The organism is Nocardia sp. CA-290969 (assembly GCF_050936135.1).
Lineage (GTDB): Bacteria > Actinomycetota > Actinomycetes > Mycobacteriales > Mycobacteriaceae > Nocardia.
Genome location: NZ_JBNJNJ010000001.1, coordinates 7,093,941 through 7,119,044, shown reverse-complemented (window position 1 = coordinate 7,119,044; position 25,104 = coordinate 7,093,941). Strand labels below are relative to the sequence as shown.

27 protein-coding genes and 1 pseudogene are annotated in these 25,104 nt (G+C 68.5%); 13 read left to right on the top strand and 15 right to left on the bottom strand.

Features of this window, described 5'->3' with window-relative positions; translation table 11 throughout:
- Window position 1: 1 nt before the first annotated feature.
- The 3 genes from ACQEVO_RS32615 to ACQEVO_RS32605 form a co-directional block, all read right to left on the bottom strand.
- Window positions 2-145, bottom strand: coding sequence for a hypothetical protein (locus ACQEVO_RS32615; RefSeq protein ID WP_432920428.1), 144 nt, complete (start codon window positions 143-145; stop codon window positions 2-4).
- Between the two features lie 47 nt (window positions 146-192).
- Window positions 193-642 (bottom strand): hypothetical protein, encoded by a 450-nt coding sequence (locus ACQEVO_RS32610; RefSeq protein WP_432920425.1) that lies wholly within the window; start codon window positions 640-642, stop codon window positions 193-195.
- Between the two features lie 340 nt (window positions 643-982).
- Window positions 983-1,987, bottom strand: coding sequence for a LysR family transcriptional regulator (locus ACQEVO_RS32605; protein ID WP_432920422.1), 1,005 nt, complete (start codon window positions 1,985-1,987; stop codon window positions 983-985).
- A gap of 131 nt (window positions 1,988-2,118) precedes the next feature.
- Between ACQEVO_RS32605 and dnaE the strand changes: the two genes are divergently transcribed.
- Window positions 2,119-5,655: a DNA polymerase III subunit alpha gene (dnaE, locus tag ACQEVO_RS32600; RefSeq protein WP_432920419.1), complete on the top strand. Its 3,537-nt coding sequence runs from the start codon at window positions 2,119-2,121 to the stop codon at window positions 5,653-5,655.
- 37 nt (window positions 5,656-5,692) lie between these two features.
- On the opposite strand, the gene ACQEVO_RS32595 is transcribed toward dnaE, so the two are convergent.
- The 3 genes from ACQEVO_RS32595 to ACQEVO_RS32585 are packed head-to-tail and all read right to left on the bottom strand — an operon-like array spanning window position 5,693 to window position 7,600.
- Entirely contained in the window at window positions 5,693-6,121 is a 429-nt protein-coding gene (locus ACQEVO_RS32595) for a deaminase (protein WP_432920416.1), read from the bottom strand.
- 19 nt (window positions 6,122-6,140) lie between these two features.
- Entirely contained in the window at window positions 6,141-6,842 is a 702-nt protein-coding gene (locus tag ACQEVO_RS32590; protein ID WP_432920413.1) for a RibD family protein, read from the bottom strand.
- Window positions 6,842-7,600, bottom strand: coding sequence for an NUDIX hydrolase (locus ACQEVO_RS32585; RefSeq protein ID WP_432920410.1), 759 nt, complete (start codon window positions 7,598-7,600; stop codon window positions 6,842-6,844). The genes ACQEVO_RS32590 and ACQEVO_RS32585 overlap by 1 nt, the downstream gene beginning before the upstream one ends.
- Before the next feature lie 297 nt (window positions 7,601-7,897).
- On the opposite strand from ACQEVO_RS32585, the gene ACQEVO_RS32580 reads away from it, so the two are divergent.
- Genes ACQEVO_RS32580 through ACQEVO_RS32570 form a run of 3 tightly spaced genes read left to right on the top strand, consistent with a single transcriptional unit; the run spans window position 7,898 to window position 12,704 of the window.
- Window positions 7,898-9,262 carry a hypothetical protein gene (locus ACQEVO_RS32580; RefSeq protein ID WP_432920407.1) on the top strand — a complete coding sequence of 455 codons (1,365 nt, stop codon included), beginning with the start codon at window positions 7,898-7,900 and terminating at the stop codon, window positions 9,260-9,262.
- Window positions 9,259-10,308, top strand: a complete 1,050-nt coding sequence (locus ACQEVO_RS32575; RefSeq protein ID WP_432920404.1) for a glutamate ABC transporter substrate-binding protein — start codon at window positions 9,259-9,261, stop codon at window positions 10,306-10,308. Before ACQEVO_RS32580 ends, ACQEVO_RS32575 begins: the two co-directional genes overlap by 4 nt.
- Window positions 10,309-10,313: 5 nt before the next feature.
- Complete coding sequence (locus ACQEVO_RS32570; RefSeq protein ID WP_432920401.1) at window positions 10,314-12,704, top strand: tetratricopeptide repeat protein; 2,391 nt, start codon at window positions 10,314-10,316, stop codon at window positions 12,702-12,704.
- Between the two features lie 28 nt (window positions 12,705-12,732).
- On the opposite strand, the gene ACQEVO_RS32565 is transcribed toward ACQEVO_RS32570, so the two are convergent.
- Window positions 12,733-13,374, bottom strand: coding sequence for a TetR/AcrR family transcriptional regulator (locus ACQEVO_RS32565; protein WP_432920398.1), 642 nt, complete (start codon window positions 13,372-13,374; stop codon window positions 12,733-12,735).
- A gap of 108 nt (window positions 13,375-13,482) precedes the next feature.
- Between ACQEVO_RS32565 and ACQEVO_RS32560 the strand changes: the two genes are divergently transcribed.
- Together ACQEVO_RS32560 and ACQEVO_RS32555 are read left to right on the top strand one after the other, a co-directional pair.
- Complete coding sequence (locus ACQEVO_RS32560; RefSeq protein ID WP_432920395.1) at window positions 13,483-14,538, top strand: medium chain dehydrogenase/reductase family protein; 1,056 nt, start codon at window positions 13,483-13,485, stop codon at window positions 14,536-14,538.
- A gap of 134 nt (window positions 14,539-14,672) precedes the next feature.
- Window positions 14,673-15,260 carry an ABC transporter permease gene (locus ACQEVO_RS32555; RefSeq protein ID WP_432920392.1) on the top strand — a complete coding sequence of 196 codons (588 nt, stop codon included), beginning with the start codon at window positions 14,673-14,675 and terminating at the stop codon, window positions 15,258-15,260.
- Between the two features lie 106 nt (window positions 15,261-15,366).
- Here the strand turns inward: ACQEVO_RS32555 and ACQEVO_RS32550 are convergent, their stop codons facing one another.
- The 3 genes from ACQEVO_RS32550 to ACQEVO_RS32540 all read right to left on the bottom strand — a co-directional run bounded on the left by ACQEVO_RS32550 (window position 15,367) and on the right by ACQEVO_RS32540 (window position 17,215).
- A complete protein-coding gene (locus ACQEVO_RS32550) occupies window positions 15,367-15,753 on the bottom strand; it encodes a PIN domain nuclease (RefSeq protein ID WP_432920389.1) in 387 nt (128 codons plus the stop codon).
- Window positions 15,754-15,764: 11 nt separating this feature from the next.
- Window positions 15,765-15,986, bottom strand: coding sequence for a type II toxin-antitoxin system VapB family antitoxin (locus tag ACQEVO_RS32545; protein ID WP_432920386.1), 222 nt, complete (start codon window positions 15,984-15,986; stop codon window positions 15,765-15,767).
- Between the two features lie 131 nt (window positions 15,987-16,117).
- Window positions 16,118-17,215 carry a CaiB/BaiF CoA transferase family protein gene (locus tag ACQEVO_RS32540; RefSeq protein WP_432920383.1) on the bottom strand — a complete coding sequence of 366 codons (1,098 nt, stop codon included), beginning with the start codon at window positions 17,213-17,215 and terminating at the stop codon, window positions 16,118-16,120.
- A gap of 149 nt (window positions 17,216-17,364) precedes the next feature.
- On the opposite strand from ACQEVO_RS32540, the gene ACQEVO_RS32535 reads away from it, so the two are divergent.
- From ACQEVO_RS32535 to ACQEVO_RS32520, 4 genes are all read left to right on the top strand, one after another.
- Window positions 17,365-17,898: a methylated-DNA--[protein]-cysteine S-methyltransferase gene (locus ACQEVO_RS32535; RefSeq protein ID WP_432920380.1), complete on the top strand. Its 534-nt coding sequence runs from the start codon at window positions 17,365-17,367 to the stop codon at window positions 17,896-17,898.
- Between the two features lie 35 nt (window positions 17,899-17,933).
- A complete protein-coding gene (locus ACQEVO_RS32530) occupies window positions 17,934-18,188 on the top strand; it encodes a hypothetical protein (protein ID WP_432920377.1) in 255 nt (84 codons plus the stop codon).
- A complete protein-coding gene (locus ACQEVO_RS32525; protein WP_432920374.1) occupies window positions 18,185-18,601 on the top strand; it encodes a type II toxin-antitoxin system VapC family toxin in 417 nt (138 codons plus the stop codon). Before ACQEVO_RS32530 ends, ACQEVO_RS32525 begins: the two co-directional genes overlap by 4 nt.
- Before the next feature lie 89 nt (window positions 18,602-18,690).
- Window positions 18,691-19,494 (top strand): alpha/beta fold hydrolase, encoded by an 804-nt coding sequence (locus ACQEVO_RS32520; protein ID WP_432920372.1) that lies wholly within the window; start codon window positions 18,691-18,693, stop codon window positions 19,492-19,494.
- 101 nt (window positions 19,495-19,595) lie between these two features.
- Here ACQEVO_RS32520 and ACQEVO_RS32515 read toward each other — a convergent pair whose 3' ends face one another.
- The 4 genes from ACQEVO_RS32515 to ACQEVO_RS32500 all read right to left on the bottom strand — a co-directional run bounded on the left by ACQEVO_RS32515 (window position 19,596) and on the right by ACQEVO_RS32500 (window position 22,590).
- Entirely contained in the window at window positions 19,596-19,838 is a 243-nt protein-coding gene (locus ACQEVO_RS32515) for a helix-turn-helix transcriptional regulator (RefSeq protein WP_432920370.1), read from the bottom strand.
- A complete protein-coding gene (locus ACQEVO_RS32510) occupies window positions 19,828-20,673 on the bottom strand; it encodes an ABC transporter permease (protein WP_432920367.1) in 846 nt (281 codons plus the stop codon). The genes ACQEVO_RS32515 and ACQEVO_RS32510 overlap by 11 nt, the downstream gene beginning before the upstream one ends.
- Window positions 20,670-21,599, bottom strand: a complete 930-nt coding sequence (locus ACQEVO_RS32505; protein WP_432920364.1) for an ABC transporter ATP-binding protein — start codon at window positions 21,597-21,599, stop codon at window positions 20,670-20,672. Before ACQEVO_RS32505 ends, ACQEVO_RS32510 begins: the two co-directional genes overlap by 4 nt.
- Window positions 21,600-21,708: 109 nt before the next feature.
- Window positions 21,709-22,590, bottom strand: a complete 882-nt coding sequence (locus ACQEVO_RS32500) for an alpha/beta fold hydrolase (RefSeq protein ID WP_432920361.1) — start codon at window positions 22,588-22,590, stop codon at window positions 21,709-21,711.
- Window positions 22,591-22,693: 103 nt separating this feature from the next.
- Here ACQEVO_RS32500 and ACQEVO_RS32495 point away from each other — a divergent pair, with 103 nt between their 5' ends.
- The 3 genes and pseudogenes from ACQEVO_RS32495 to ACQEVO_RS32485 all read left to right on the top strand — a co-directional run bounded on the left by ACQEVO_RS32495 (window position 22,694) and on the right by ACQEVO_RS32485 (window position 24,051).
- Complete coding sequence (locus ACQEVO_RS32495; protein ID WP_432920358.1) at window positions 22,694-23,290, top strand: TetR/AcrR family transcriptional regulator; 597 nt, start codon at window positions 22,694-22,696, stop codon at window positions 23,288-23,290.
- 34 nt (window positions 23,291-23,324) lie between these two features.
- A pseudogene (locus tag ACQEVO_RS32490) lies at window positions 23,325-23,750 on the top strand (aminoglycoside phosphotransferase family protein); the annotation flags it as partial.
- Window positions 23,751-23,796: 46 nt separating this feature from the next.
- A complete protein-coding gene (locus ACQEVO_RS32485) occupies window positions 23,797-24,051 on the top strand; it encodes a hypothetical protein (RefSeq protein WP_432923415.1) in 255 nt (84 codons plus the stop codon).
- Window positions 24,052-24,141: 90 nt separating this feature from the next.
- On the opposite strand, the gene ACQEVO_RS32480 is transcribed toward ACQEVO_RS32485, so the two are convergent.
- The gene (locus ACQEVO_RS32480) at window positions 24,142-25,092 is read right to left on the bottom strand and encodes a quinone oxidoreductase family protein (protein ID WP_432920355.1); all 951 of its coding nucleotides are present in this window, start codon (window positions 25,090-25,092) and stop codon (window positions 24,142-24,144) included.
- Between the last annotated feature and the right edge of the window lie 12 nt (window positions 25,093-25,104).

The window sequence follows — 25,104 nt, the reverse complement described above, 5'->3', positions numbered from 1 at the left end:
GTCAGCTCGCCGTGGCGGCGGAACTCGGCGGCGGTTTCACCACGCCCACCAGATCCGAGTTGCCGAGCTGGTAGTTGTTGCGCTGCAGTCGATCACTGGAGTTTCCCTCGATGGTGGTGATGGTGCCGCCGCGCACCGATTCCACGATCCCGATGTGATCGGGGGTGCCGTCGCCCTGCCAATCGAAGATGATCAGATCACCCGGTGCTGCCTGAGCGGCATGTACTGCTCACCTTCGCTCGGACCAGGCGCCTGCGCCATCCGGGTGTTGAGCGAATCGACCTTGCCGGTGATCGACTGAAAGGTCCGATTGGTGGTGTCGAAGGCCGCGAAGGCGGAACTGTTCACCGAATCGTTGCGGCGGCGCATCTCCTCGGTGTGGTCCTCGATCAGACTGCGATGCGTTCCGTAGTCGTCGGCCATCACCGATTCACCCGCCGGCTCGGCGAGACCCTTCGGGGCAAGCAGCCCCTGGTTGTGCAGCCAGCCCACGAGATCCGGGTCGTAGGTCGTATCGCTGGTCGCCAGCAACATGACCTGTCCCTGGATGCTCTCCTCGACACTCTCGATGACGGCGACAGCGGCCGGCCGCGCGGCAGGCGGCGGAATCAGCTCGACCGTCAGTTCGGCACGCGTCGTCATCCGGGCACCCGCGCCGTGTCGTTGCCGGCACCGCCGGTCGACGAGCGTCCGAACCCCATCAACACCTCACGAACGCACTCACCCGATACCGGCGCATACCGGTATTCGACCATCACAGATGCCATCGAGTATCGGACATTCCCGACATTGGTGATACGCAACGCCCTGCCCCGGCCGGCAGCCTGCCCAGCGCGGACAGCGTGGGAACACTGTCGCCCCGGTGCCGCCGAACAGCGCCGAGCCCATGCCCGCCGGCTACGGGCGAATCGAGCTACGACGCCACGCCGCCTATCCCCGGTGTGGGCATCCCCGCATCGGGAAGCCGTGGGACCGAACCCGTTCAGGACATGAACAGCGCTCTGTCGCTGTCCGGTATCCAGCAATCGCGCGCGATATCGCGGTTGAAATTGTCCCGGAAATAGGCGACCAGACCCGCGACACCAGGATGTGGATCACCGGCGTCCCACAGCAGCGCGTGCGGGTACGCCGGAGTCGGGTCGACAACGGGCACCCGGCGGATATTCGGATGCCACGGGGATTCGAAACCCTCGGCGCTGAACGTCGCGAGCGAGTCCGAACCGGCGATGTGCTCGATCAGCATCTCGATCGGAGCCGGCCCACGGCCGGCGGGGATATCGGGGAACAGTTCCGCCCGCCGGCGGCTGTCGATCACGACCCCGCTGTACCGGCTCAGTTCGCGGTAATAGTCGGCCCATTCCGACTCCACCGAGGTCCCGGGCACCCACACCGTCACCCCGGCGAGTTCGGTGAGTGGAACCGCCGCGCGCCCGGCAAGCGGATGATCCTTGCCGACCAGCAGATGCAGCGGGTCCAGGTGGAACGGGGCCGCCGCTATCCGCGCCGGCAGGGCGCGGGGGCCGCCGTATGCGCGGGCGAAGGCCGCGTCTACCCGCCCGGCCACCAGAGCGTCGCGGGAGGTGACGAACGGATTGGTCAGCACGATCTCGGTATCGCGGCCGGGATGCCGGCCGAGGTAGTAACGCATAGCCCGCATTTCGGTCGCGCGCTCCCCCAGCACCGCTACCCGCAGCGGCCGCGGTTGTCGTAGCACCCTGGCCACGGCTTCGTCGGCGACCGCCAGCAGCGACCGCGCGTGCGGCAGGAACCGGGCGGCGGCCGCGGTGGGTGCGGCGCCGGTGGGCACCCGGTCGAACAACTCGAGGCCGAACTGCCTCTCCAGTCGCGCGATACGTTTGGACACTGCCTGCTGGCTGATCCCGAGCAGCGCCGCAGCCGCGCTGAACTGACCTTCGTCGGCGACGGCGACGAACGCCCGCACCGCCGCCAGGTCGAGGTCGCCCGACTCACCTCGCGATACACCCATCGGTTGTTCCAGCCTTCGTGTCGATTGTTCGACCTATTGCATTTCACCTGGTCATATGTGCCGAAACAACCTTATCGGCCGCTCCGGCTGGACAACCGGGCGGCCCGGATACGGCTCGACGGGGTTCACCGATGACGAACGCTTCTTTCGTGCATCTGCACAACCACACCGAGTATTCGATGCTCGACGGTCTGGCGAAGGTCGATCTGCTGTTCGCCGAGGCCGAACGGCTCGGCATGCCGGCTGTCGGGATGACCGATCACGGCAATATGTACGGCGCGGCGGAGTTCTTCCGGCGGTCCCGGCAGTCCGGGGTGAAGCCGATCATCGGAATCGAGGCGTATATCGCGCCGGAGTCGAGGTTTTCGGCGAAACGGGTCCGGTGGGGTGACCCGTCGCAGAAGTCCGATGACGTCTCCGGTTCCGGTGCCTACCTGCACATGACGCTCCTCGCGCGCAATGCCACCGGGCTGCGCAACCTGTTCCGGTTGTCGTCGCGGGCATCGTTCGAGGGACAGCTGGGGAAATGGCCGCGGATGGACGCCGAGCTGATCGCCGAACACGCCGAGGGTTTGATCGCCACCACCGGCTGCCCGTCCGGGGAGGTCCAGACACGTTTGCGGCTGGGGCAATTCGATGCCGCCTGCGAAGCAGCGGGCCGCTGGCGCGATATCTTCGGCCGGGAGAATTTCCTGCTCGAGGTGATGGACCACGGGCTCGCGATCGAACGCCGGGTCCGGGCGGATCTACTCGCCGTCGGGCGGAAGGCCGGGCTGACGGCGCTGGCCACCAACGACTGTCACTATGTGCTACGACAGCAGGCGGCCGCGCACGAGGCGATGCTGTGTGTGCAGACCGGGAAAACGCTGTCCGATCCCACGCGGTTCCGTTTCGACGGCGACGGCTACTACCTGAAATCGCCGGCGGAGATGCGCACCCTCTGGGACGACGAGGTACCCGGCGCATGTGACGCCACGCTCGCGGTGGCCGACCGGATCGAGCCCTACGACGCGGTGTGGGAGTTCCGCGACCGGATGCCGGTGTTCCCGGTGCCCGAGGGGCATACCGAGGACAGCTGGTTACGCCGGGAGGTGACGGCGGGCTTGCGCTGGCGCTTTCCCGGGGGCGTACCCGATACGTACCGCCGGCGCGCGGATTTCGAGCTCGATATCGTCCGCGACAAAGGTTTTCCCGCCTACTTCCTGGTGGTCGGCGACCTCATCGCCTATGCGCGCCGCGCGGGAATCCGGGTGGGACCCGGACGGGGTTCGGCGGCCGGATCGCTCGTGGCGTACGCGCTGGCCATCACCAATATCGACCCGATCGAGCACGGGTTGCTGTTCGAACGTTTCCTCAACCCGGAGCGGCCGTCCGCACCGGATATCGATATCGACTTCGACGACCGCCGCCGCGGCGAGATGATCCGCTACGCCACCGAACGCTGGGGCGCGGACAAAGTCGCCCAGGTGATCACCTTCGGCACGATCAAGACCAAGGCCGCTATCAAAGACGCCGCACGGGTGCAGTTCGGTCAGCCCGGGTTCGCCGTCGCGGACCGCATCACCAAGGCGTTACCGCCGGCGGTCGCCGCGAAGGATATCTCGGTCGCGGGCATCACCGACCCGGGCCATGAACGCTACGGCGAGGCCGCGGAGGTCCGGGCGCTCATGGACACCGATCCCGACGTCCGCCGGATCTACGACACCGCCGTAGGTCTGGAGGGGATGGTCCGCGGGGCGGGTGTCCATGCCTGCGCGGTGATTCTGTCCAGCGAACCGCTGCTCGATGTGGTGCCGCTGTGGAAGCGCCCGCAGGACGGCGCCGTCATCACCGGCTGGGACTACCCTTCGTGCGAGGCCATCGGCCTGCTCAAAATGGACTTTCTCGGCTTGCGAACGCTCACCGTGATCGGCGACTGTCTCGACAATCTCCGCACCAACCGGGGTATCGAAATCGACCTCGACACCCTCGGGCTGGACGACGAGGCCACCTACGCCATGCTCGCCCGCGGCGACAACCTCGGTGTTTTCCAAATGGATTCGGCCGGTATGCGGGAACTGCTGCTGCGGATGGCGCCGACGGAGTTCAACGATCTGGTGGCCTCCAACGCCCTGTACCGGCCCGGGCCGATGGGTGTGGGCGCGCACTGGGCCTATGCCGACCGCAAGAACGGCCGGGAAGCGGTGACACCGATCCACCCCGAACTGGACGAGCCGCTGCGCGAGATTCTCGCCGAAACCTACGCGCTGATCGTCTATCAGGAACAGATCATGCAGATCGCGCAGCAGGTGGCCGGATACTCGCTGGGCCAGGCCGATCTGCTGCGCCGCGCCATGGGCAAGAAGAAGCCGGAAGTGCTGGCCATGGAATTCGAGAACTTCCGCAACGGTATGCGCGCCAACGGTTACCGCGACGAAGCGGTGACCGCGCTGTGGGAGGCGGTGCTGCCCTTCGCCGGCTACGCCTACAACAAATCCCACGCCGCCGGATACAGCCTGGTGATGTACTGGACCGCCTATCTGAAGGCGAATCACCCAGCGGAATTCATGGCCGCACTACTCACCTCGGTCGGCGACGACAAGGACAAATCCGCGATCTACCTCGCCGACTGCCGTAAACGCGGAATCCGGGTGCTGCCGCCGGACGTGAACCAGTCCGTGGCCACCTTCACCAGCGTCGGCGCCGATATCCGCTTCGGCCTCGGTGCCGTGCGCAATGTCGGCGAGCCGGTGGTACAAGCCGTGGTCCGGGCGCGCGGGCCGGCGAAATTCACCGGTTTCTCCGACTATCTCGCCAAGGTCGACGCAAGCGCGTGCACGAAGAAGGTGGTCGAGTCCCTGATCAAGGCCGGGGCTTTCGATTCGCTGGGCCATCCGCGCAAGGGCCTGTACACGATCCACGGTGACGCCGTCGATGCCGTGATGAACACCAAGAAAGCCGCCGCACGCGGCCAATTCGACCTGTTCGCCGGCGAGCACACCGACCCGGACGCCGATGCCTCCGTTTTCGAGATCCCCGTACCCGATCTGGAATGGGAGCCCCGGGAACGGCTCGGGTACGAACGCGAAATGCTTGGTCTCTACGTGTCCGGTCATCCGCTGGACGACATCGCGCCCGCACTGAGCACGGCCGGCGACACTCCGATCGCCGCGCTGCGGGACGGGCTGATCCCGCACGGCCGGAAGTTCGCGGTGGCCGGCATCATCGCCGCCGTCGACCGGCGTATCACCAAGAAAGGTGAATCCTGGGCGATCGTGCGCCTCGAGGATCTGGAAGCCGGGGTCGAGATCCTGTTCTTTCCGGCCGCGTACTCCGCTGCCGCCGCCCTGCTCACCGAGGACTCCGTCGTGGTGATCGACGCACAGGTCAGCATCCGGGAGGGCAGGCAGTCGGTGCTCGGCGATCGCGTCCGCGACCCCGGACTCACCGCCGGCGGGGCCGGGGCGCCGCTGACACTCACCCTGACCACCGCCGCCTGTACGCCACGATCGGTGGGTGCACTGCGGGACACTCTGCAACGTCATCCGGGGCCGACCGAGGTCCGGATCACTCTGATCGGAGCGCGCGGACCACAGCTGCTCGCGCTCGATCCGCGGTTCCGGGTCACCACGTCACCGGCGCTGATGGGCGAACTGAAGGCCCTTTTCGGTCCGTCATGCTCACGCTGATCTCCCGGCACGGCCCGGCAGGCCGGGTACCGGCGATTCAGGAGAGATCGAGGTGGCGGTTCATGGACATCGCGGCCTCGGCCAGCTCCGGTAGTTCCACCACACGCACGCCGTGCTGTTCCAGCTTCTCCACACCTACGCAGTTCGCGACGAAGGTGGCGGGTTCGCGCCAGGCGATGACCACGGTGGGGATACCGGCGGCGAGGACGCGGTCGGTGCACGGGGGACGGCTCTTCGTGGCCCGTTCCGAACACGGTTCGAGGGTGCTGTAGAGGGTGGCGCGGCGGAGCCGGGGGTCGGCGGGGTCGAGCTTGGCCAGGGCGGCTTCCTCGGCGTGGTTCTTGGGATCGGCTTCGCGGGAGTAGCCGGTGGCCAGTTCGGTGCCGTCGGCGACGATCACCGCGCCCACGGAGAACGCGCCCGGCGCCGGTGGGCTCCGGCGGGCCAGTTCGATGGCCCGATTCATCCAGTGATGGTGGTGCGGTTCAGGCATCGGACTCCCGGGGTCGATAACGCAACACTGCCACATCGCCGAGCTGGGTGGTCCCGAGGAGCCGCATGCGGTGGGTGGAGCCGCCCGGGAATGGGGCCGGATGCAGGAAACGCGGGGCCTGCGGGTCGCCGACCAGGGTGGGGCCGATGGCGAGGTGGAGTTCGTCGGCCAGGCCGGCCGACAGGAAAGCCGTATGGATACGGCCGCCGCCCTCGACCATCAACCGGCCGATACCGCGGGCACCGAGATCGTCGAGCAGGGCGCCGAATTCGAGTTCCGGGCCGAGCGCGACTATCTCGGCGGGCGCGCCGAACCGTTCGGCGAGCCGCCGGGCGCCGGTGTCGGTGGTGTACACGAGCGGGGGGTGGTCGGCGGTGCCGTGGTGCCAGAACCGGGCATCCGGATCCAGATTCCCGGCCGCGGTCACGGTGACCTTCCGGGGATACGCGGGTCTGCCTTCGGCGAGCCGGGCCCGGCGGCGGGTCTCGGCCTTGACGAGCAGCCGCGGGTTGTCGCGGCGCACCGTTTCCGCCCCGACCAGAATCGCGTCCGACCAGGCCCGGAGTTCGTCGACCCGGTCGAAATCGGCCTCGTTCGACAGCAGCAGCCGCTCCGCGGCGGTGTCGTCGATATATCCGTCGACACTCATGGCGACCGAGAGCAGGACGAACGGCCTCCCGTCTCCCGCCGCCATCAGCCGCCCAGCACCCAGCTGCGCGGAATTCCCAGGACCCGGGCTTCCGCGGACAGTGCCGCCCCCGGGCCTGCGGCCGGATCACCGGACGCGGCGACCGCGGCCGCGGCCACCGCCGATTCCCCGTCGTCGGGCTGCTCGGGCGGGTACGGGGGGTCCAGCAGGACGGCCCGCTCCCCCGGAACCGCCGGGTCGGCGTGCAGCCAGACGAATTCCGCACCCAGATCGATGGTGCGTGGCAGGGTCGCGGCCAGTTCGGCGGCGTCCGCCTGCCCGCATTCACTGGTGTCCATCCGGGCGAACGTCGCCCGCAGCCCGGGCCAGGCGACGGCGAACGCGGCGTGCAGCGGCCGCTGATCCACCTCGTCCTCGGGGACCCAGGCCAGTTCCACGCTTTCCATATTGGGGCGGACGGGCAGGGGTTTGCCGGCGTCGGCGATCACGGTGGTGTAGGTCCAGCCGCTGGGGGCGACGGCGGTGACCCGTTCGGCGCGCACCTGGATATCGGCGGCCTTGATCCCGGCCTCCTCGTCGGCCTCGCGGACGGCGGTGTGCACCGCGGTTTCGTCACTGTCGCGGGCGCCACCGGGCAGCGCCCAGGTACCACCCTCATGACTCCACAGCGCCCGGTGCTGCAGTAATACGGCCGCGCCACCGGTGCCGAGCGGCGCGCGCAGCAGCAGCCCGGCCGCGCCGAATTTCCCCCAGTGCCGTACCCCACCGGGGCTCACCGCCCACCCGTCTCCATCACCGCGCATCTCGCACCGTCCTCGTCGACCGTTCCCTCCATCCTGCCGTACCCGCTCGCGGCGGTGGTCCGGTACCGCTCGCGACGAGGGGGTCGCGCTGCTCGCGGCGGGTCGTGGTGCCGCTCGCGGCGGGGTCGTCCTTCCGCTCACGGCGGGGCAGTCGTGCGCTCGCGGAGATGGGCGTTGTCGCAGTCGGGGCGCGGGCGTGCACAATACCGAATACGCTCAGGAGCGCGGGGTGAGCGGAATCGCCCACGGACCGCGCAGCGATACAGCGCACACGGCGCCCAGAGTTGGAGGGTGGACATGACGCGGTCGGCGGTGGATCGGGTGATCTCCGAACCCGAACCGGCCCAGCCGGAACCGGCGCCCACGCCCGCGCCCGGGTGGACCGGCCTCGTGCGCACCCGGGTCGAAACGGCGTGGAAATGGCTGGATCCCGCGCGCCTACGCCTGTTCGCGCAATCCTCACCGGGCCGGCTGATCGGAATCGGACTGCTGCTGGCCGTACTCTGCCTCGGCTCGGGGGCGCTCACCGCGGCGACCGTGCACGATCGCCAGCGCGACCTCGACATCCTGCTCGCCGGCACCGAACCCGACGCCAATGCCGCGCACCGCCTCTACACCTCGCTCTCGGTCGCGGACGCGGCCGCCGCCACGGCATTCATCTCCGGCGGCCTGGAACCGCAGCAGGTACGCGACCGCTACAGCCAAGCGCTGGGTGAGGCGGGCGCCGAACTGGTGACCCTCTCCGGCGAAGGCACCGAGGACAATCAGCAGCGGATGGGTATCGGGTCCGGATTGCCGGTGTATTCGGGCCTGGTGGAGACGGCGCGGGCGAACAACCGCGAAGGCCATCCGGTGGGCGCCGCATATCTGAGTGAGGCGTCGCATCAGATGCAGAGCGATCTGCTGCCGATGGCCGAGCAGCTCTACGTCCGGCGGGCCGACGCCGTGGACAGCGCGCAGGACCGCCATGTCCGACCGCCGTGGCCGGCGATCATGCTGCTGGTGGTGGCGCTGGGCACGCTGGTCTGGGCGCAGCGGCTGCTGGCCCGGCGCTGGCACCGCACGTTCAATCCCGGGCTGCTGCTGGCCTCGGGGGCGGTGCTGATCCTGCTGCTGTGGACCGTGATCGCCGGTTCGGTGTCGGCGGCGGCGATGTCCAGCGGCCGTTCCGAAGGTACGGAGCCGGCCGCCCGGCTCACCGAGAGCCGGATCCTGGCGCAGCAGGCCCGCTCGGCGGAAACGCTGAAACTGGTGCGCCGCGACACCACCGGCGATTACGACCACACCTTCGACGCGAATATCACCCGGCTCAACGAACTCCTCGCCGGGCATACCGACCGCGCGACCACCGACGCCCGCGCCGCCCTGCTGCACTGGCTGGCCGCGCATCAGCGGATGAACGACACCCTCAACCGCGGCGAATTCGCCCGCGCCGCCACCATCGCCACCGGACCGGGCGCGGAAAACGCCACGGTCCACGTGGAAGCGCTGGACAAAGCCCTGGCCGCGGGCATTACCGAGACCCGGGACACGCTGCGCAGCAATATTTTCCACAGTGCCCGGGTACTCGACTATCTGGCGCCCGGCGCGGTTATCCTCGGTATCGCGGCCGCGGCGTATATCGCATTCGGAATCTGGCCGAGACTGCGGGAGTACCGATGAGACCTGTGCGCACTCCGCGCCGACCGGCGGTGCCGCGGTACCGGATACGGCGAGCCGCCCCGCCACCGCGCGGTAACCACTCCTGGCCGGTGCGCGGCCTGATCGTGTGCACGGCGCTGCTACTGGCCGGCTGCGCCACCGGACCCGGCCCGCGCAGCGATACCCCGCACGGCGACTACGCCGAACCACCACTACCCGCACAGGCGACCGCGATACCTTCCGACAGCTCGGTTCCGGTTCCCGACGACCCGGACTGCGGCGACCCCACCGCCAGCCTGCGCCCCGCCGGCCCGGCCGCGACCGGACCCGCCCTGAACCGCATCCGCGCCCGCGGCCGGCTGGTCGTCGGCTTGGACACCGGCAGCAACCTGTTCAGTTTCCGCGACCCGAACAGCGGTGTCATCGTCGGATTCGACGCCGATATCGCCCGCGAGGTCGCGCGCGATCTGTTCGGCGATCCGGATCGCATCGAATACCGCAGCCTCGGTTCGGAAGAACGGGAGGCGGCGCTGATCGACCGCCGGGTCGATATGGTGGTGAAGACCATGACCGTCACGTGCGCGCGTTTGGAGCGGGTGGCGTTCTCGACGGTGTACCTGCAGGCGCATCAGCGGGTGCTGGCGATCAAGGGTTCCGGAATCGAGAGCCTGAAAGATCTCGCCGGTAAACGGGTGTGCACCATTCGCAGCACGACATCGCTGGAACATATCCGGCGGATCCAGCCCGAAGCGTCCATCCTGACCGTCCCCACCTGGGCGGATTGCCTGGTGGTCCTGCAACAGCGGCAGGTGGACGCGGTGAGCACCGACGATTCGATCCTGGCCGGGCTCAAGGCGCAGGACCCGCACACCGATCTGGTGGGCCCGAGTATCAGCGAGGAGCCGTACGGCATCGGAATCCCGAAGGGTGACGAGGATCTGGTGCGGTTCGTCAACGGCACGCTCGACCGGATCCGCGCCGACGGAACCTGGAGCCGCCTCTACGGCCAGTGGCTCTCGGCTCTGGGACCCACCCCGCCGCCTCCGGCGCCGGCCTATCGGGACTGAACGCCGTGGCCGCCAACGAGTCCGGTAACCGGCCCGGCGCCGAGGACGCCGGCACCGAGTTGTCCGCGGCCCTGCAGCACGAGGATGCGGGCGGCGCCACCACGGCGATGCCTGCCCCCGGGGCGAGCGAACTTCCCGGCACCGCCGCGATCGCCGGTACCGCGGCGGTGGCCGGTACCGCGACAGCGTCGAGTGGTCCGCGGGCCGGAACCAGCCTCGCGTCGGGCCGGGGCAGCGGCTCCCAGGTCCGGACCGGGCGCAGCACCCGGACCGTACGTTCCCGGCCCAGCGTGCGCACACTGGTTGCCGGGCTGGTCGAGGTGCCCCCCATCGAACCTGCCGATCCGGCGGGGGCGGTATTGGCCGACCCGGTGGTGGCCGAAGGGAAACGGTTCTGCTGGCGGTGCGGGAAACCGGTCGGCCGGTCGAGTGCGAGCGGTCCGGGTCGTACCCGCGGAACCTGTGCGAATTGCGGGGCGAACTTCGATTTCCGCCCGAGCCTGCGCCCCGGCGATATGGTCGCCGGGCAGTACGAGATCCAGGGTTGTCTCGCGCACGGCGGGCTGGGCTGGATATACCTGGCCATCGACCGCAATGTCAGCGACCGCTGGGTGGTGCTCAAAGGCCTGCTGCACGCCGACGATATCGAGGCCCAGGCCGTCGCGGTGGCCGAACGGGAGTTCCTCGCCGAGGTCGCGCATCCCGGGATCGTCAAGATCCACAATTTCGTCGAACACGAAACGCCGGCCGGCGAGCCGATCGGGTTCATCGTCATGGAGTACGTGGGCGGCCGGTCGCTGCGCAGTATGCTCGACGACCGGGCCCCCCGCCGGATCCCGGTGGCGCAGGCGATCGCGTACGTACTCGAGGTGCTGCCCGCCCTCGACTATCTGCACGCGACCGGCCTCACCTACAACGATCTGAAACCCGACAACATCATGGTCACCGAGGATCAGGTCAAACTGCTCGATCTCGGCGCCGTCGCCCCCATCGAGGCCTACGGGAACCTGTACGGCACCAGGGGTTTCCAAGCCCCCGAGATCGCCCGCACCGGGCCGACGGTCGCCTCCGATATCTACACGGTCGGCCGCACGCTCGCCGTACTCACCCTCGCGATCCCCACCGAACACGGTGCCTACCGCGACGGCCTGCCGACGCCCGAGGACGAGCCCGTCCTGGCCGAATACGAATCGTTCCACCGGCTGCTGCTGTGCGCCACCGACCACGATCCGGACCGCAGGTTCGCCTCTGCCGGCGCGATGGCCGACCAGCTGGCCGGTGTCCTGCGCGAAATCCTCGCACAGGACACCGGGGCCGAACATCCGCACCGCTCGGTGGTATTCGGTAAACAGCGCACCGCGTTCGGGACCGAGCAGCTGATCGGGCAGACCGACGCCTACGCCGACGGTGCCGACCACGACACCGCGCTCTCCGCCGCGGATATCGCCGCCGCGCTCCCGGTCCCGCTGCCGGCGCCGGGCGATCCGGCCGCACGCCGGCTGTCGGAGATCCTGCAAGCCGAACCGGAGCAGGCGCTGGCCGCCCTGCACGAGGCCCGCGAGGAATTGGCGCGAGATCCGGCGGCCGCCCCGGAGAACCTGGAACTGGAGCTGCGGCTGGCCGAAGCCCGGATCCTGCTGGACCTGGACCGCGCGGGCGCCGCGGGCGAACTGCTCGACGCGATCCCCACCGCGGGTCGCCGGGATTGGCGGATCGACTGGTACACCGGTATGGCGGGGTTGCGCGAGAACGACTACGAAAAAGCCTATTCCGCCTTCGATGCCGTGCTGCGCGTGCTTCCCGGCGAACTGGCACCCAAACTCGCCCTCGCCGGTACCGCCGAACTCGTGCTCCAGCATTGGCATCCGGACGAGACCAAGGCCTGGCGCGTCTACGCCGAGAACTTCTACGCCATCACCTGGCGCACGGATCACGGCCTGGTGAGCGCCGCCTTCGGGCTGGCCCGGCTGCTGTCGGCCACCGGCCGGTACACCGAAGCCGTCACCGCCCTGGACGAAGTCCCCGCGTCCTCGCGGTACTACACCACCGCCCGGATGACCGCCGTCCTGCTCCTGCTCACCAGCGCACCCGTGGGTCAACTCGCCGAGGACACGCTGCGGGCGGCCGCCGCCCGGGTCGAGACGTTCCCGCCGGACGAGCGGCGCGCGGTGCAGCTACAGGTCATCGTCCTCGGTAGCGCGCTGGCCTGGCTGGAGGCCGGTAAAACCCCGGCCGCACCGAATCCCCCGCTCATGGGCGTCGCCTTCACCGAGAACGCGCTACGCGACGGCACGGAGAAGCGCCTGCGCACCCTGGCCCGCTCGGCCCCCGGCCGCAGCCACCGTTATGCCCTGGTGGATCTGGCGAACTACATCCGCCCCACGACCTGGTTCTGACCCGCTTTCCGGTACCGCGGCCCGCGGATCACCCTTCTTCGGTGAAGTGTGCGAGCGTCGCGATGAGGCGCTCGGCGATATCCGGCGGCCAGGGGAACGAGGGCGAAACCATACGCTGGTGGGCGAGCCCGTGCAGGCCGAGCCACAACGCGACGGTATCCGCCGCGATATCGGTGCTCGAGGACAGACCGGCACTGACGCATCCCTCGAAAGCCTGGACGAGCAGCCGCAGGCTCTCCTGGCCGAGCGTGGCCATATCGTTCACGGTCACCGAGCCCGCGGTGAGGTCCGGTATCCACACCCCGGCGAACATCGCGCGGTAGCGGCCGGGCCGGGCACGGGCGAAGCCCAGGTAACAGTCGCAGACGGCCAGTAGTCGTTCCCGGGGTGCATCGGTGCTGTTCAACGCGGTGCGCAACTGTTCGTCCAATTCGTCGAACGCGTTGCGCACGACCGCGAGCATGATGGCCGGCTGGTCCGGGAAATGCCGGTAGATCGAGGGCGGGGCGATTCCGGCCCGGCGGGCGACGGAGCGCAGGGTGATGGCGCTTTCCTCGCCGGTCTCGTCGAGCAGTTCGACCGCCGCCGCCACGATCTCGTCGCGTAACCGGGCGCCCTCTCCGCGGGGGTTGCGAGTACGGGTACGCGTCGCTGTTTTCTCTTCTCGCATGCCGCCACCTTACAGAACAAAACTTACACACGTTAGCTGTTGCGGGCTTTCAACTAACGTGCGTAACCTTACGATCGTTATCGCAACTCCAGCGGATCGGAACACACCATGAGCGGCATCACCCGCACCACTACCGCCACCGAGATCGTGCTGCCGGGCAAGGTCGAACCCGCCGGCCTCCGGATCACCACCCGCGAACTGCCCGCACCCGCCGCGGGACAGGTCGTCCTGGAGCTCGCCGCGACAGGCGTCTCGTTCGCCGAGCAGCAGATGCGCCGCGGCAAATACTTCGACCAGCCACCGTTCCCCTTCGTCCCCGGCTACGACGTGGTCGGCACCGTCACCGCCACCGGCCCGGGTGTCGACCCCGCCCTGATCGGACGCCGGTTCGCGGCCGTCACCAAGGTCGGCGGCTGGGCCAGTTCGCTGCTGCTCGACGCTGCGGACCTGGTGCCGGTACCGGCCGAGGTCAGTGCGGCCGCCGCCGAAACAGTGCTGGTCAACGGCATTACGGCGTGGCAGATGCTGCACCGGACCGCCGGAGTGCGAGCCGGCGGCACGATCGTGGTGCTGGGCGCCAACGGCGGTGTCGGCTCCACGCTCGTACAGCTGGCCCGGCACCACGGGGTCACGGTGATCGGCACGGCCTCCCCACGCCACCACGCGCTGGTCCGGGAACTCGGCGCGATACCCGTCGACTACCGCGACCCACAGATGTATCGGCGAATCACCGATATCGCGCCCGACGGTGTGGACGCGGTATTCGACCATGTCGGTGGCGCCGGGGTGGTCGGCTCGTGGCGATTGCTGCGCAAGGGCGGCACGCTGGTCTCCTACGGCACCGCGGCCACCAAGGACGTCGAGGGCAATTCACAAATGCCGGTGCTGAAACTCTTCGCCCGGCTGGCGCTCTGGAACTACCTGCCCAACGGTAAGAGTGCGCACTTCTACAACTTCTGGGCCGGCCGGCGCCGCCTCGATACCTTCCGGAGCCGGTTGCGTGAGGATCTCACCCAAGTTCTGCGGCTGCTCGCCGATGGGGTCCTCACCCCGCAGATCGCCGCGGAATTCCCACTGTCGCAAGCAAGTTCGGCACTGACCCTCGCCGAATCGCGAACCGTCGCCGGCAAGGTGGTCCTGGTCCCCGACGCCCGCCCCGCCTGAGCCACGCGCTGCTTACACCCGCAGCGGCCCGAAGTCCGGGCCGGCGCCAACCTTGGGCACGGCCGCCGGATTGCCGAGCCGTCGCCCGCGGCCCCCCATTTACCGAACCCACACCCCGAACTCGGAGACACCTCATGACCACCGCCACCCTGCCCACCCCGATCGCCGACCGCACCGGTGAGGTCGACAACCGCGCCGCCTACATCGGCTTCGGGCTCGCCTATATCGCCGGCCACGGCGCCGCGGCGATCTCCACCGGCACCGATCCCCTTGTCGCCCTGCCCGGGTGGCTGCCGATAACCCTGCTCGGTATCGGTCTGCTGATCGGAACGGTATGCGCCACCCGGGCCGCCCTGCGGGCTCAACGCGGGGCGCCCGAATCCGAAGCCCTCAGCGGCAAACTCCTCGGACTGTCCTGGGTGGTGGGCTTCGCCGCGCTCGCCGTCGCCATCACAGGTCTCACGGCCACCCTGAACCTGCCCGAGCTGCAATCCGTCCTCTGGCCCGCCGGCTCCGGTCTCATCGTCGGCCTGATCTATCTCAGCGAAGGCGCCGCCCGCCGCAACGTCCTGCACTACGGCCTCGGCGCCTGGCTCGCGCTGGTCGCGGCGGTAGCCCTCTGCTTCGCCGCCACCGGCCTCTTCTGGGTTCTCGCGGTGGCGGGCGGTACCGGCTACGCGATCGCCACCGTCCTGGAGTTCCGCCGCCTCGCCACCCGATGACCAGGCATCCGGAGAAGAACTGCCGTCGAGGTGCGCACGAAGGCCCGTACGCACCTCGAAAGGCATGCATAGAAGAGAGTCGCACCGGCGCTTCCGCCCGCCGGGATCAGCAGATACGCCGCACGGGTTGACCCGTCAGGCGCGCGACGGTTTCGAAATCGGTGTCGTCGTGCAAGACAGTCAATTCGTGATGAGTCGCCGTCACCGCGACCAGCAGATCGACCGGGCTCGCCGATTGATGCCAGGACTTCTCCGCGAGCCGATGCTGCAGGTCCGCAGTGTCATCCCATACACCGTCTCGCACTGCGTAATAAGGGAAGGTCTCGCGCAACAGGGTATCGGCCTCGTAGTAGGCGCTACGAGCTCCGGCCGCACGCAGATACTCCTGGCGCACCGGCTCACATATGCCTACCAGACCCGCCGCAACGCAATCGTCCCAATCCGGGCCGCTCTGCCGGCGAAAGAACCTGACCAGCGCGCTGGTATCGGCCAAGAACAGTTCTGTCACGCCACCCGGCCGTTGCGGGGAGAACCGTCAGCTGCGTCGAAATCGATCTCCCCTTCCGCAACCATCTGACGCATACGAGCGATAGCGGCCGCCCGGCGACGGCGATCGCCGATCTCCCGGAGCGCAGCGTTCACCGTATCTTTTTTCGTTGTCGTACCAAGATGCCGGGCCGCTTCGGCGAGCGCCTCGTCATCCACGTCGATCACCGTTCTGGACATAGCCACAACCTCCCCTTGATATACATATTGGAAATAGGATATCAGCCCGGGGCGACCGCGGCACGCCCGACGACAGCAGACCGGGTGGGCGCCGGCACGAGCAGCAAGATCGAGGCCGGCGCCCACTCGGTTCAGTCGGTCCAGACGGAATCGATCGAGGTCGCCGCAGTCGGCGGCGGGGTGGGGGTGCCGCTGGGGGTGCGGGAGAACCGCGGCGCCGGGGCGTGCTGGGTGACATTCTCCAGCTCGATCAGCGAGTTACGGGCGGCGATGTGCTCGTTCTCGGTGGCTTCCTCGAAGGTGAGGACCGGGGTGACGCAGGCGTCGGTGCCGGCGAAGATCTCGGACCATTCGTCGCGGGTCTTGCTGCGGAACTTGTCGGTGAACAGTTTCTTCAGCTCGTCCTGGCCGGCGGGGTCGAGCTGGAACGGCAGACCCTCGGGGTCGATTTCCAGCCCGGCCAGCAGCTGCGCGTAGAACTGCGGTTCGATCGCGCCGACCGCCATGTACTTGCCGTCGGAGGTCTCGTAGGTGTCGTAGAAGGACATACCGGTGTCGAGCAGGTTGGTGCCCCGCTCCGAACTCCAGGCGCCCATCCCGCGGAATGCCCAGATCATCTGCGACAGCGCCAGCGTGCCGTCGATCATCGCGGCATCGATGACCTGGCCCTTACCGGAATTCTGGCGTTCCACCAAGGCGGCGAGCACACCGAAGACCAGGAACATCGAGCCGCCACCGAAATCGCCGACCATGTTCAGCGGCGGTACCGGACGTTCACCCTTGCGGCCGATGGCGTGCAGGACACCGGTGAGGCTGATGTAGTTGATGTCGTGACCGGCGCGGTCGGCCAGCGGCCCGAACTGCCCCCAGCCCGTCATCCGGCCGTAGACCAGCCGCGGGTTGCGTTCCAGGGCGACGTCCGGCCCCAGCCCCATCCGTTCGGTGACGCCCGGCCGGAATCCCTCGAGCAGCACATCGGCCTTCTCCACCAGGCCGAGCACCTTCTCGATATCCGCCGGGTCCTTCAGGTTGGCCTCCACGACGGTGCGACCACGCAGCGTCGGCCGGTCGGCCCCGCCCGGCAGCTGACCGGCCCGCTGGATCCGCACGACATCGGCGCCGAGATCGGCGAGCAGCAATGCGGCATGCGGCCCCGGCCCGATTCCGGCCAATTCGATCACGCGAATGCCCGCGAGCGGGCCCTGCTTGGCGGTGGATGGTGTGCTCACGCCTTACCTCGGTTCGTCGTCGATCCAGTGTGCGCCCGCGGCCGCCCGCGGAACATATTGACAGTATGACAACAGGAGCGTCACGTCACGGCCTCGGCGTGAACCAACCGGTACCCGCAGCTGTCGGTGGCCGCGGGCAGACTGTCGCTATGCCCGGTCCCACCCCACTCGACGCGATGGATTTCGACACCGCCATCGGCCGCTGCGCCATCGCCTGGCGCGGCGAGGCGGTGGCCCGGTTCCACCTCCCCGGCCCCGATCCGACCCGGCTCATGTCCGACGCCCGCCGGCTCTCCGTACCCACCACCGGCCCGCGCGCGGTCGCGCTCACCCTGATCCGCGCCCATCTCGACGGCGATCTCGACGACCTCCGCGCGATCCCTCTCGACCTCACCGGCCTCCCGGAATTCCACCGCGCCGTCTACTCCGTCACCCGCGCCATCGACCCCGGCCACACCCTCAGCTACGGCGAGGTCGCCGACCGCACCGGCACTCCGGGCGCCGCCCAGGCCGTCGGCCAGGCCCTCGGCCGCAACCCGATCCCGCTCATCATCCCCTGCCACCGAGTCCTGGCCGCCGACCACGCGCTGCACGGGTTCTCCGCCCCCGGCGGCGTCGAAACCAAACAGCGCCTACTCGCCATCGAACGCACCGCGGGCTTCGGCGAACCGACTCTCTTCTGAATCGCGGACAGGCCGTGGTTGGCTATCCTCGTAGCATGACGATCGCGCCGGACTATCACGAACTCCACCGGGCTGTCGACCGCTTGAGCCCGGAACAGGCGGAGGCCGTGTACGTCGTCGTGGAATCGATGCTCGGCCGCCGCGCGGAGTCGCCTCGATCAAGCACAGAGCCGGCACCGGCGCGCCGCCACCGGCTTTCGTTCACTGCGGCCGGTCGTGGGCCTGCAGACCTGGCTGAAAATGCCGAGGACTATCTCCGCGCGAGCGAGTTCGGCGACTCGCGGCAGTGAGTGCCCTGGTTTGTGATACCGGCCCGCTTGTCGCAGTGCTCAACGAGCGCGACAAGTACCACGACGCATCCGTGGCTCTCTTCGATGAGTTCAACGGCGACCTTGTCGTACCCAGCCTGATCGTGACCGAGGTGTGCTATCTGGCGCAAACTCAGATCGGTCCCCACGCCGAGACCAGGTTCCTCGATTCGATCGTCGAGGGCGAGCTGATCATCGAAGAACTCACCGCGGCAGACTGGCAGCGCGTCGCCGCGCTGGCGCATCAGTATGCCGGCTTTCCCCTCGGCGCCGCCGATGCATCGGTGATCGCCGTCGCGGAGCGGCTCGGCGTGAAGCGGATCGCGTCGATCGATCACCGTCACATGCATGCCGTTCGACCCGTGCACTGCGACGGGCTGGAACTGCTGCCGTAGCCGAAGGGCGTTGCACGAGGGTGCGCAGCGCGGGGAATCGAGACGCGAATGCGCTGGAGGGGTGCGGCGGACTTTGCGAGAGTAGGCGCATGCCGTTGTTCACGAACCTGCCGCCCGCGACGTTCGCATCGTTCGACGGGACCGTGATCTGCTACCACCGGGCCGGCGACGGCTCGCCGGTGATCATGATCCACGGTTCGGGCGGCGGGCTGCACTCCTGGCAACCGGTGGCCGAGCATCTCCCGGACCGGTTCGATCTGTGGCTGCCGGCCCGGCGCGGGTATGCGCCGAGCGGGCCCGGGCACTCCCCCAAACATTTCGCCGACGAGGTGCGCGACCTCGGCGCGATGATCGGCATGATCGGCCGCCCGGCACATCTGGTGGGCATGTCCTACGGGGCAACGGTGGCGCTGCACGCGGCGGCGTCCGGGCTCCCGGTCCGCTCGCTGGCTCTCTGGGAGCCGCCGCTGTACGCGGCGGGTACGGAACTCGCGCCCGTACTGTCCCGATTCGAGAAGCTGGCCGCGAACGGGGAGCACAAGCAGGCGCAGCGGCTGCTTGCCGAGAAAGTGGCCCGGGTGCCGGCGCCGTTGCTCGCGCAGTCGGCCGCCATCGACGACGCCGAGGACACCCCGGACGACTCCTACGGCTGGAGCCGGGACCTGGAGTCGATGGTCGGCGACACCACCTATCTGGATCGATGGGCATCGGTAACCGTGCCGACATTGCTCATATGCGGCGCGGACACCTGGCAACCGATGCCGGAAACCGTCGAACGGCTGGCCGCGGTGATGCCGCGAGCGACCATGGAAATCATGCCGGGGCAAACACATTTCGCGCCGTCCACAGCCCCCGGCAAGGTTGCCGGAATCCTCGCGGACTTCCTCTACTGACCACCGCCGGCTCCGGATCGCGCAGACCGCAATCCGCCCGTATGCCGTATGCGCGCGCCGCGCCATCGCGACGCGGGCCGAGAACCGGCCGCACCGAGAGCTCAGGCCGTTTCCGTGGCCGACCCGAGCCGCGGGAACGGTTCGGTGGAGAACACGACCTCCACCGCCACCTCGAAGTACGCGGCGATCCGCAACGCCAGGTGCAGGCTGGGGCTGTATTCGCCGCGTTCCAGATAGCCGACGGTCTGATAGTGGACGCCCAGCGCCTCGGCCAGCTGCCGCCGCGAGATGCCGCGCTCGGCGCGCAGCATCGCGATGCGGTTGTAGATGACCTCAGAAGGCACGTTGCATCGCCTTCTCCCGCCGGGCGGCCATACTCGACCCGGATTCGTGACGCGCCATGCGTCGCAACACTACCGGCGCGACGAGCAGGCCCACGAGGGCCCATACCCCCAGCACCGCGGCGGTTTCGAGATGCCGCCAGGACTGGCCGATCTCGATGGTCACCGTCTCGGCCGGCAGCAGCGCCGAACGCATCCCGAGACCCGCCCAGTACATCGGGAACGCCTGGGCGACGGCCTGCAACCAGCTCGGTAGCGCCGTGATCGGGTAGTAGATGCCGGAGATCGCGATGAGACCCATCAGCGGCATCGTCAGGAGGAAGGTCGCGCGCGGACCCTCGAGGACACCGCCCAGGATCGCCCCCATGGGCAGTGTCGCGAGCAGACCGAGCAGAATCACCCAGCCGAAGGTCAGCCAGTCACCGGGGCTGTCCAGGGCGGATCCGCCGATGATCAGCATGCCGACCGCGAGGATGACCAGCACCTGCACCAGCACCGAGCCGGCGGCGGTGGTCACCTTGCCGACGAAATAGCCGGCCATCCCGTTGGGTATCGCTTTGGCACGCAGGAGCGTGCCGTCCTCACGGTCGAGCACCAGCACATTGGTGATCGCGAACAGGCCGTTGAAGGCGATGATGCTGCCGATCAACCCGGGCAGGGCGAGTTCGGCGATCGACATTCCGCTGTCCGAGTACTCCCGGTTGCGCAGCAGATAGAGTGCCGCGAGCGACAGCGCGGGGGTCATGAACTGGCCGATCAGATCCGGTGCGCTGACATACATCTGCCGCAGTTCGATCCAGGCGCGGGCGAAACCGGCGCGGACGGCGGTGGGATTCATCGGGCGACCTCCGCGAGAGTGTGCACCGCCGCGCCGGGTTCCCCGGATTCGTGGCGGCGGACGAGTGTCATATAGGTGTCTTCCAGCGATGCCCGGCGGACCTCGAGGTCACCGATCCGGTCGCCGTGCTGTTTGAACAGTTCGTGCACGAATTTCGTGGACTCCGTGGTGGTGTGCACGAAACGCTGATCCTCGACGGTCCAGCGCACCTCGGCTTCGCCGGCGATACTGCGCGACAGTTCGTCGGCGGACCCGTCGGCGATGATGCGCCCGCCGGCCAGGATCAGGATCCGGTCGGCGAGCTTCTCCGCCTCGTCGAGGTCGTGGGTCGTGAGCAGCACCGTGGTGTCCTCCAGGTCGGACAGGCGGTGCACGAGATCGTGGAAATCGCGGCGGGCCGCAGGGTCGAAACCGGCCGTGGGTTCGTCCATGAACAGCACCTCCGGCCGGCCCACGATCCCGATTGCCACATCCAGCCGCCGGCGCTGACCGCCGGAGAGTGTGGAGATCTTCGCGCCCGCCTGCTCGGTGAGCCCGACCAGCTCGATGAGTTCGTCGGTGTCCCAAGGTTTTCGCATGTGGTCGTCGGAGTAGGGCCGGTAGAAGGCCCCGAGATGGCCGAGCAGTTCCCGCACCCGCCATTTGGCGTGATCCCGCCAGGATTGCAACACCACACCGATCCGCGCCCGCCACGCCTCGTCCCCGTGTGCCGGATCGACACCCAGCACGCGCACCGCACCCGCCGAACGCGTACGGAACCCTTCCAGAACCTCGATGGTGGTGGTCTTACCCGCCCCGTTCGGCCCGAGCATCACCAGGACCTCCCCGCGCCGCGCCTGGAATGTCACATCGCGCAGTACCTCGGTGGTGTCGTAGCGCATTCGCAGCGCGCCGACATCGAGTACCACGTCGTCACCCGAAGCCATGAGACCTCCCAATCGTCCAACTCCGACAGTATGTAGCATACGTGCTACATATGGAGGCAGCAATACTCCAGTTCTCGCCGGCCCTCATACCGGGCCGGCGCGCTCCGGCTCAACGCCGTACCGGATCGTGTTCGGCAACGAAAGCCAGAAAGCGCGGGATCACCTGCTCCGGATTCGCCCACAGCAGATCGTGACCCACACCCGGGTAGATTTCGGCCGCACCCGAGGGGATGTGAGCGCGGACGCGGGCCGCACCTGCCTCGGGATCGCTGACCACCGTTTCGGCACCGAAGAGCACCAGCGTCGGCACGGTGACGGCCGCCAGTTGTTCGTCGGTGAACGGGCGGTCCCACGGCATCGCCGCCCGGAACTTCAGCGTGGCGACGGCAAGAGCGAACTCCTCCTCGGTCATCTCGTAACCGGGCATCAGCCAGCTGTTGAGCTTCCGCAGCTTCTCGGGCGTGGGCCGCGCACCCGAGAGAATGAATTTCACCAGCAGTCCCAGGCGCGGCTTGGCGAATGTCGCAGCACTCGGCTCGAACATGGTCATACTCGCCAGGCGGTCGGACCGGTACACCGCGATCACGCCGGCCAGCCACGCGCCCAGCGAATTCCCGGCCAGATGGACGCGATCCTCGCCCAGGCCATCGAGCACTTCGGCCATCCACTTCGCGATATCTTCCATATCGCGCACGGGCGCGGTCTGCACACAGCATCCCGCCCAGCCGATGATGTCCGGGGTGTACACGACATGGTCACGCGCCAGGTCCTCGACGAACCGGAACCACACCTGACCGTTGCCGCCGATACCGGGCAGCAACACAATCGGCGCACCTGGCCCACTTCCGGATCTACGCACCCGCGTGGTCCCGAACGACGTGTCGACGTCGATATTCGTGGACGGCACCGGCCACTTCGCGGCCACAGCGTCATAGGCGCGTACGAATTCGTCCTTCGCTTCCGCGCTGGTGAATCGCCCCAGTTTCGGCATGATCGCCCCTCTCCCTCTTTGATGATATGACCATATCATCTTTAGGATACATGCATATCATCAAAAGCTGTCCCGGAGGAAAGGCAGACAGGTGCCCCGATTGGTGGATCACAAGATCCGGCGCAGGCAGATCACCGATGCGGCGCGCCGCGTCATCGTGGCGGGCGGCCTCGAGTCGGTGACATTCCAGACGGTGGCCGCCGAAGCCGGGTTCTCGGTGCGACTCGTGCAGTACTACTTCGGGACCAAACGCGATTTCCTGCTCGCCACGCACCGCTCGGTCATGGAAGACGCCGGCACCCGCTTCGGCCGGCGCTGGTCCGAACTCGGCGAACATGCCGAACCCCGCGAAGCCGTGAAAGCGGTACTCACCGAACTACTCCCACTCGACGATCAGCGCCGAGAGGAAGCGATAGTCCTCGGCGCCTTCGCCGCGGCGGCGATCACCGGCCAGGGCATCACCACCGAAGAAACCCTGGCGGCCCCTCGCGCCCTGGTCACCCTGCTGGCCCACCAGCTCGCACGAACCGACCGGACACCACCCGGCCGCGGCGACCGCGAACTGGACGCCGAACTCATCCTGGTAGCGGCCGGCGGGATCACCCAGGGCATGATCCAGGGTCACTACACCGCGGACTCCGCGATCACCCTCGTCGACCATCTCCTCGACCGCGTCCTCGGACCCGGTACCGGCAACTGAACCGCGCGCAACCGAAACCTCACGGAGGACCGCCATGTTCGAGGTGCCCGCAGCGTTCGCCCGCGGCCTGGTCGCTAGCGCGGGTGGCCAGGCGCGGGCGTGGCTCGTCTCGCTGCCCGACCTGATCGACGAACTACTGCAGCGCTGGCACTGCGACCCGGCCGGCCCGGTGCGGCACGGCCGGGTCGGCATCGTTCTGCCGGTACGGTGTCGCGATCATCCATCCGCCGTCATCAAGGTGTCGTTCCCCGGTTACGGAAGCCTGCACGAGGCAACCGCACTGGCCGTCTGGAACGGTGCGGGCGCGGTCCAGCTGTACGAGCGGGACGACAGCAACCTCGCCGTGCTGCTGGAACAGGCCCGAAGCGCAACGCTGACCGATATCGCCGACCCGGAAGAAGCGCTGACCATCCAAGGCAGGCTCAGCCACCGCCTGGCCGTCCCGGCGCCTGCCGGGCTTCCTCGATTATCCGACAGCGTAGGCGAGTGGGAGCGGGAAATAATCGGTGCGATGGCCGAACTCGCGAGCGCTCTATGTCCTGCTCAGCCCGCGCTTCGGCCCCCTGCTCACCACGGCCGGCCCCCGTCCGGCGCTGCTCCGCTACCTCGATATCTATTGCGAGGCCGCAGAGGTCGACCGTGATCGCGCCCGCCGCTGGACCCAGGCCGGCGCAGTGCGGGAGGCACTACAGGCCCGGCGCAACGGCGAACCGGGCCGGCTCATCGAGGCATTCGACATGGCCGCCGAACTCCTCACGTGAGGTGCGCCGGGCCTGCACCGGTTCGACTACCACCGTCCCATCGAACTGCTGAGCGGCCACCTCGCGGACCGATCATGCGCCGGCCGGAGGTCAGACGGTGAGGATCGTTTTGCCCAGCGCCGTGCGCTCCTCGAAGGCACGGTGCGCCGCGGCGGCTTCGGCGAGCGGGAGCACCGTTCCCACGACCGGCGTGATCTCACCACGCACCGTCAATTCCTCGGCGCGCCTGATGTACTCGGGCCACCGCTGCGGGCGGTAGCCCAGGCTGAACGGGATCAGCGAGGCCCCCACCGGGAGTAGCAGGTCCGAGCCGATCTCGACCGGTGCGCCACTCGCGGTACCGAAAACCACCATGCGGGCACCGGGTTCGGTGAGCAGGGTGTAGGCCTCGCGGGCGGTCGGCCCGCCGACGGTTTCGAAGACCACCGATACCGGGCCGGCTTCTTCGGTCCAGCCGGGGCGCGTGTAATCCACAGTTGTGTCGGCGCCCAGGTCGGCGGCCAGGGCGCGCTTGGCCTCGCCGCTCGCCCCGGCGACCACCCGGGCGCCCGCCCGTTTGGCCAGCTGCACCAGCAGTGTTCCGATACCGCCGCCCGCGGCTTCGACCAGCACCGTATCGGCCGGGCCGAGTTCGGCTACGTCGACCAGGCCGACGGCCGTCCCGCCTTGGCCGAGCAGCGCCAGCGCCTGGTGCTCGCCGAGTCGTTCGTCCAGCGGCCGGGCGACTTCGGCCGGTACCACCACCAGTTCGGCGTAGCTTCCGGAGGCGACAGTCGCGACGACGCGCTCGCCGATCCGGCTCTTCTCGATTCCGGGCCCGACCGCGGTCACCTCCCCGGCCACCTCGATCCCCGGCGTATGGGGCAGCGGAAGCCCGAGCGGTTCGGGAAGAACCCCGGCTCGTACCTGGACTTCGAAGTAGTTGACGCCGGTGGCCACGGTGCGGACGAGCAGTTCGCCCGCGCCCGGCACCGGGTCGTCGACTTCTTCGATCCGCAGCACTTCCGGCGGCCCGTACTCGTGATAGCGAACGGCACGCATAACTCCACCTCT

Bases quoted from the DNA above. Each gene is read 5' to 3' on its own strand.
- ACQEVO_RS32610 (WP_432920425.1), bottom strand. From the start codon at position 642: ATGACGACGCGTGCCGAACTGACGGTCGAGCTGATTCCGCCGCCTGCC.
- ACQEVO_RS32605 (WP_432920422.1), bottom strand. From the start codon at position 1,987: ATGGGTGTATCGCGAGGTGAGTCGGGCGACCTCGACCTGGCGGCGGTG.
- dnaE (WP_432920419.1), top strand. From the start codon at position 2,119: ATGACGAACGCTTCTTTCGTGCATCTGCACAACCACACCGAGTATTCG.
- ACQEVO_RS32595 (WP_432920416.1), bottom strand. From the start codon at position 6,121: ATGAATCGGGCCATCGAACTGGCCCGCCGGAGCCCACCGGCGCCGGGC.
- ACQEVO_RS32590 (WP_432920413.1), bottom strand. From the start codon at position 6,842: ATGGCGGCGGGAGACGGGAGGCCGTTCGTCCTGCTCTCGGTCGCCATG.
- ACQEVO_RS32585 (WP_432920410.1), bottom strand. From the start codon at position 7,600: ATGCGCGGTGATGGAGACGGGTGGGCGGTGAGCCCCGGTGGGGTACGG.
- ACQEVO_RS32580 (WP_432920407.1), top strand. From the start codon at position 7,898: ATGACGCGGTCGGCGGTGGATCGGGTGATCTCCGAACCCGAACCGGCC.
- ACQEVO_RS32575 (WP_432920404.1), top strand. From the start codon at position 9,259: ATGAGACCTGTGCGCACTCCGCGCCGACCGGCGGTGCCGCGGTACCGG.
- ACQEVO_RS32565 (WP_432920398.1), bottom strand. From the start codon at position 13,374: ATGCGAGAAGAGAAAACAGCGACGCGTACCCGTACTCGCAACCCCCGC.
- ACQEVO_RS32560 (WP_432920395.1), top strand. From the start codon at position 13,483: ATGAGCGGCATCACCCGCACCACTACCGCCACCGAGATCGTGCTGCCG.
- ACQEVO_RS32555 (WP_432920392.1), top strand. From the start codon at position 14,673: ATGACCACCGCCACCCTGCCCACCCCGATCGCCGACCGCACCGGTGAG.
- ACQEVO_RS32545 (WP_432920386.1), bottom strand. From the start codon at position 15,986: ATGTCCAGAACGGTGATCGACGTGGATGACGAGGCGCTCGCCGAAGCG.
- ACQEVO_RS32535 (WP_432920380.1), top strand. From the start codon at position 17,365: ATGCCCGGTCCCACCCCACTCGACGCGATGGATTTCGACACCGCCATC.
- ACQEVO_RS32530 (WP_432920377.1), top strand. From the start codon at position 17,934: ATGACGATCGCGCCGGACTATCACGAACTCCACCGGGCTGTCGACCGC.
- ACQEVO_RS32520 (WP_432920372.1), top strand. From the start codon at position 18,691: ATGCCGTTGTTCACGAACCTGCCGCCCGCGACGTTCGCATCGTTCGAC.
- ACQEVO_RS32510 (WP_432920367.1), bottom strand. From the start codon at position 20,673: ATGAATCCCACCGCCGTCCGCGCCGGTTTCGCCCGCGCCTGGATCGAA.
- ACQEVO_RS32505 (WP_432920364.1), bottom strand. From the start codon at position 21,599: ATGGCTTCGGGTGACGACGTGGTACTCGATGTCGGCGCGCTGCGAATG.
- ACQEVO_RS32500 (WP_432920361.1), bottom strand. From the start codon at position 22,590: ATGCCGAAACTGGGGCGATTCACCAGCGCGGAAGCGAAGGACGAATTC.
- ACQEVO_RS32480 (WP_432920355.1), bottom strand. From the start codon at position 25,092: ATGCGTGCCGTTCGCTATCACGAGTACGGGCCGCCGGAAGTGCTGCGG.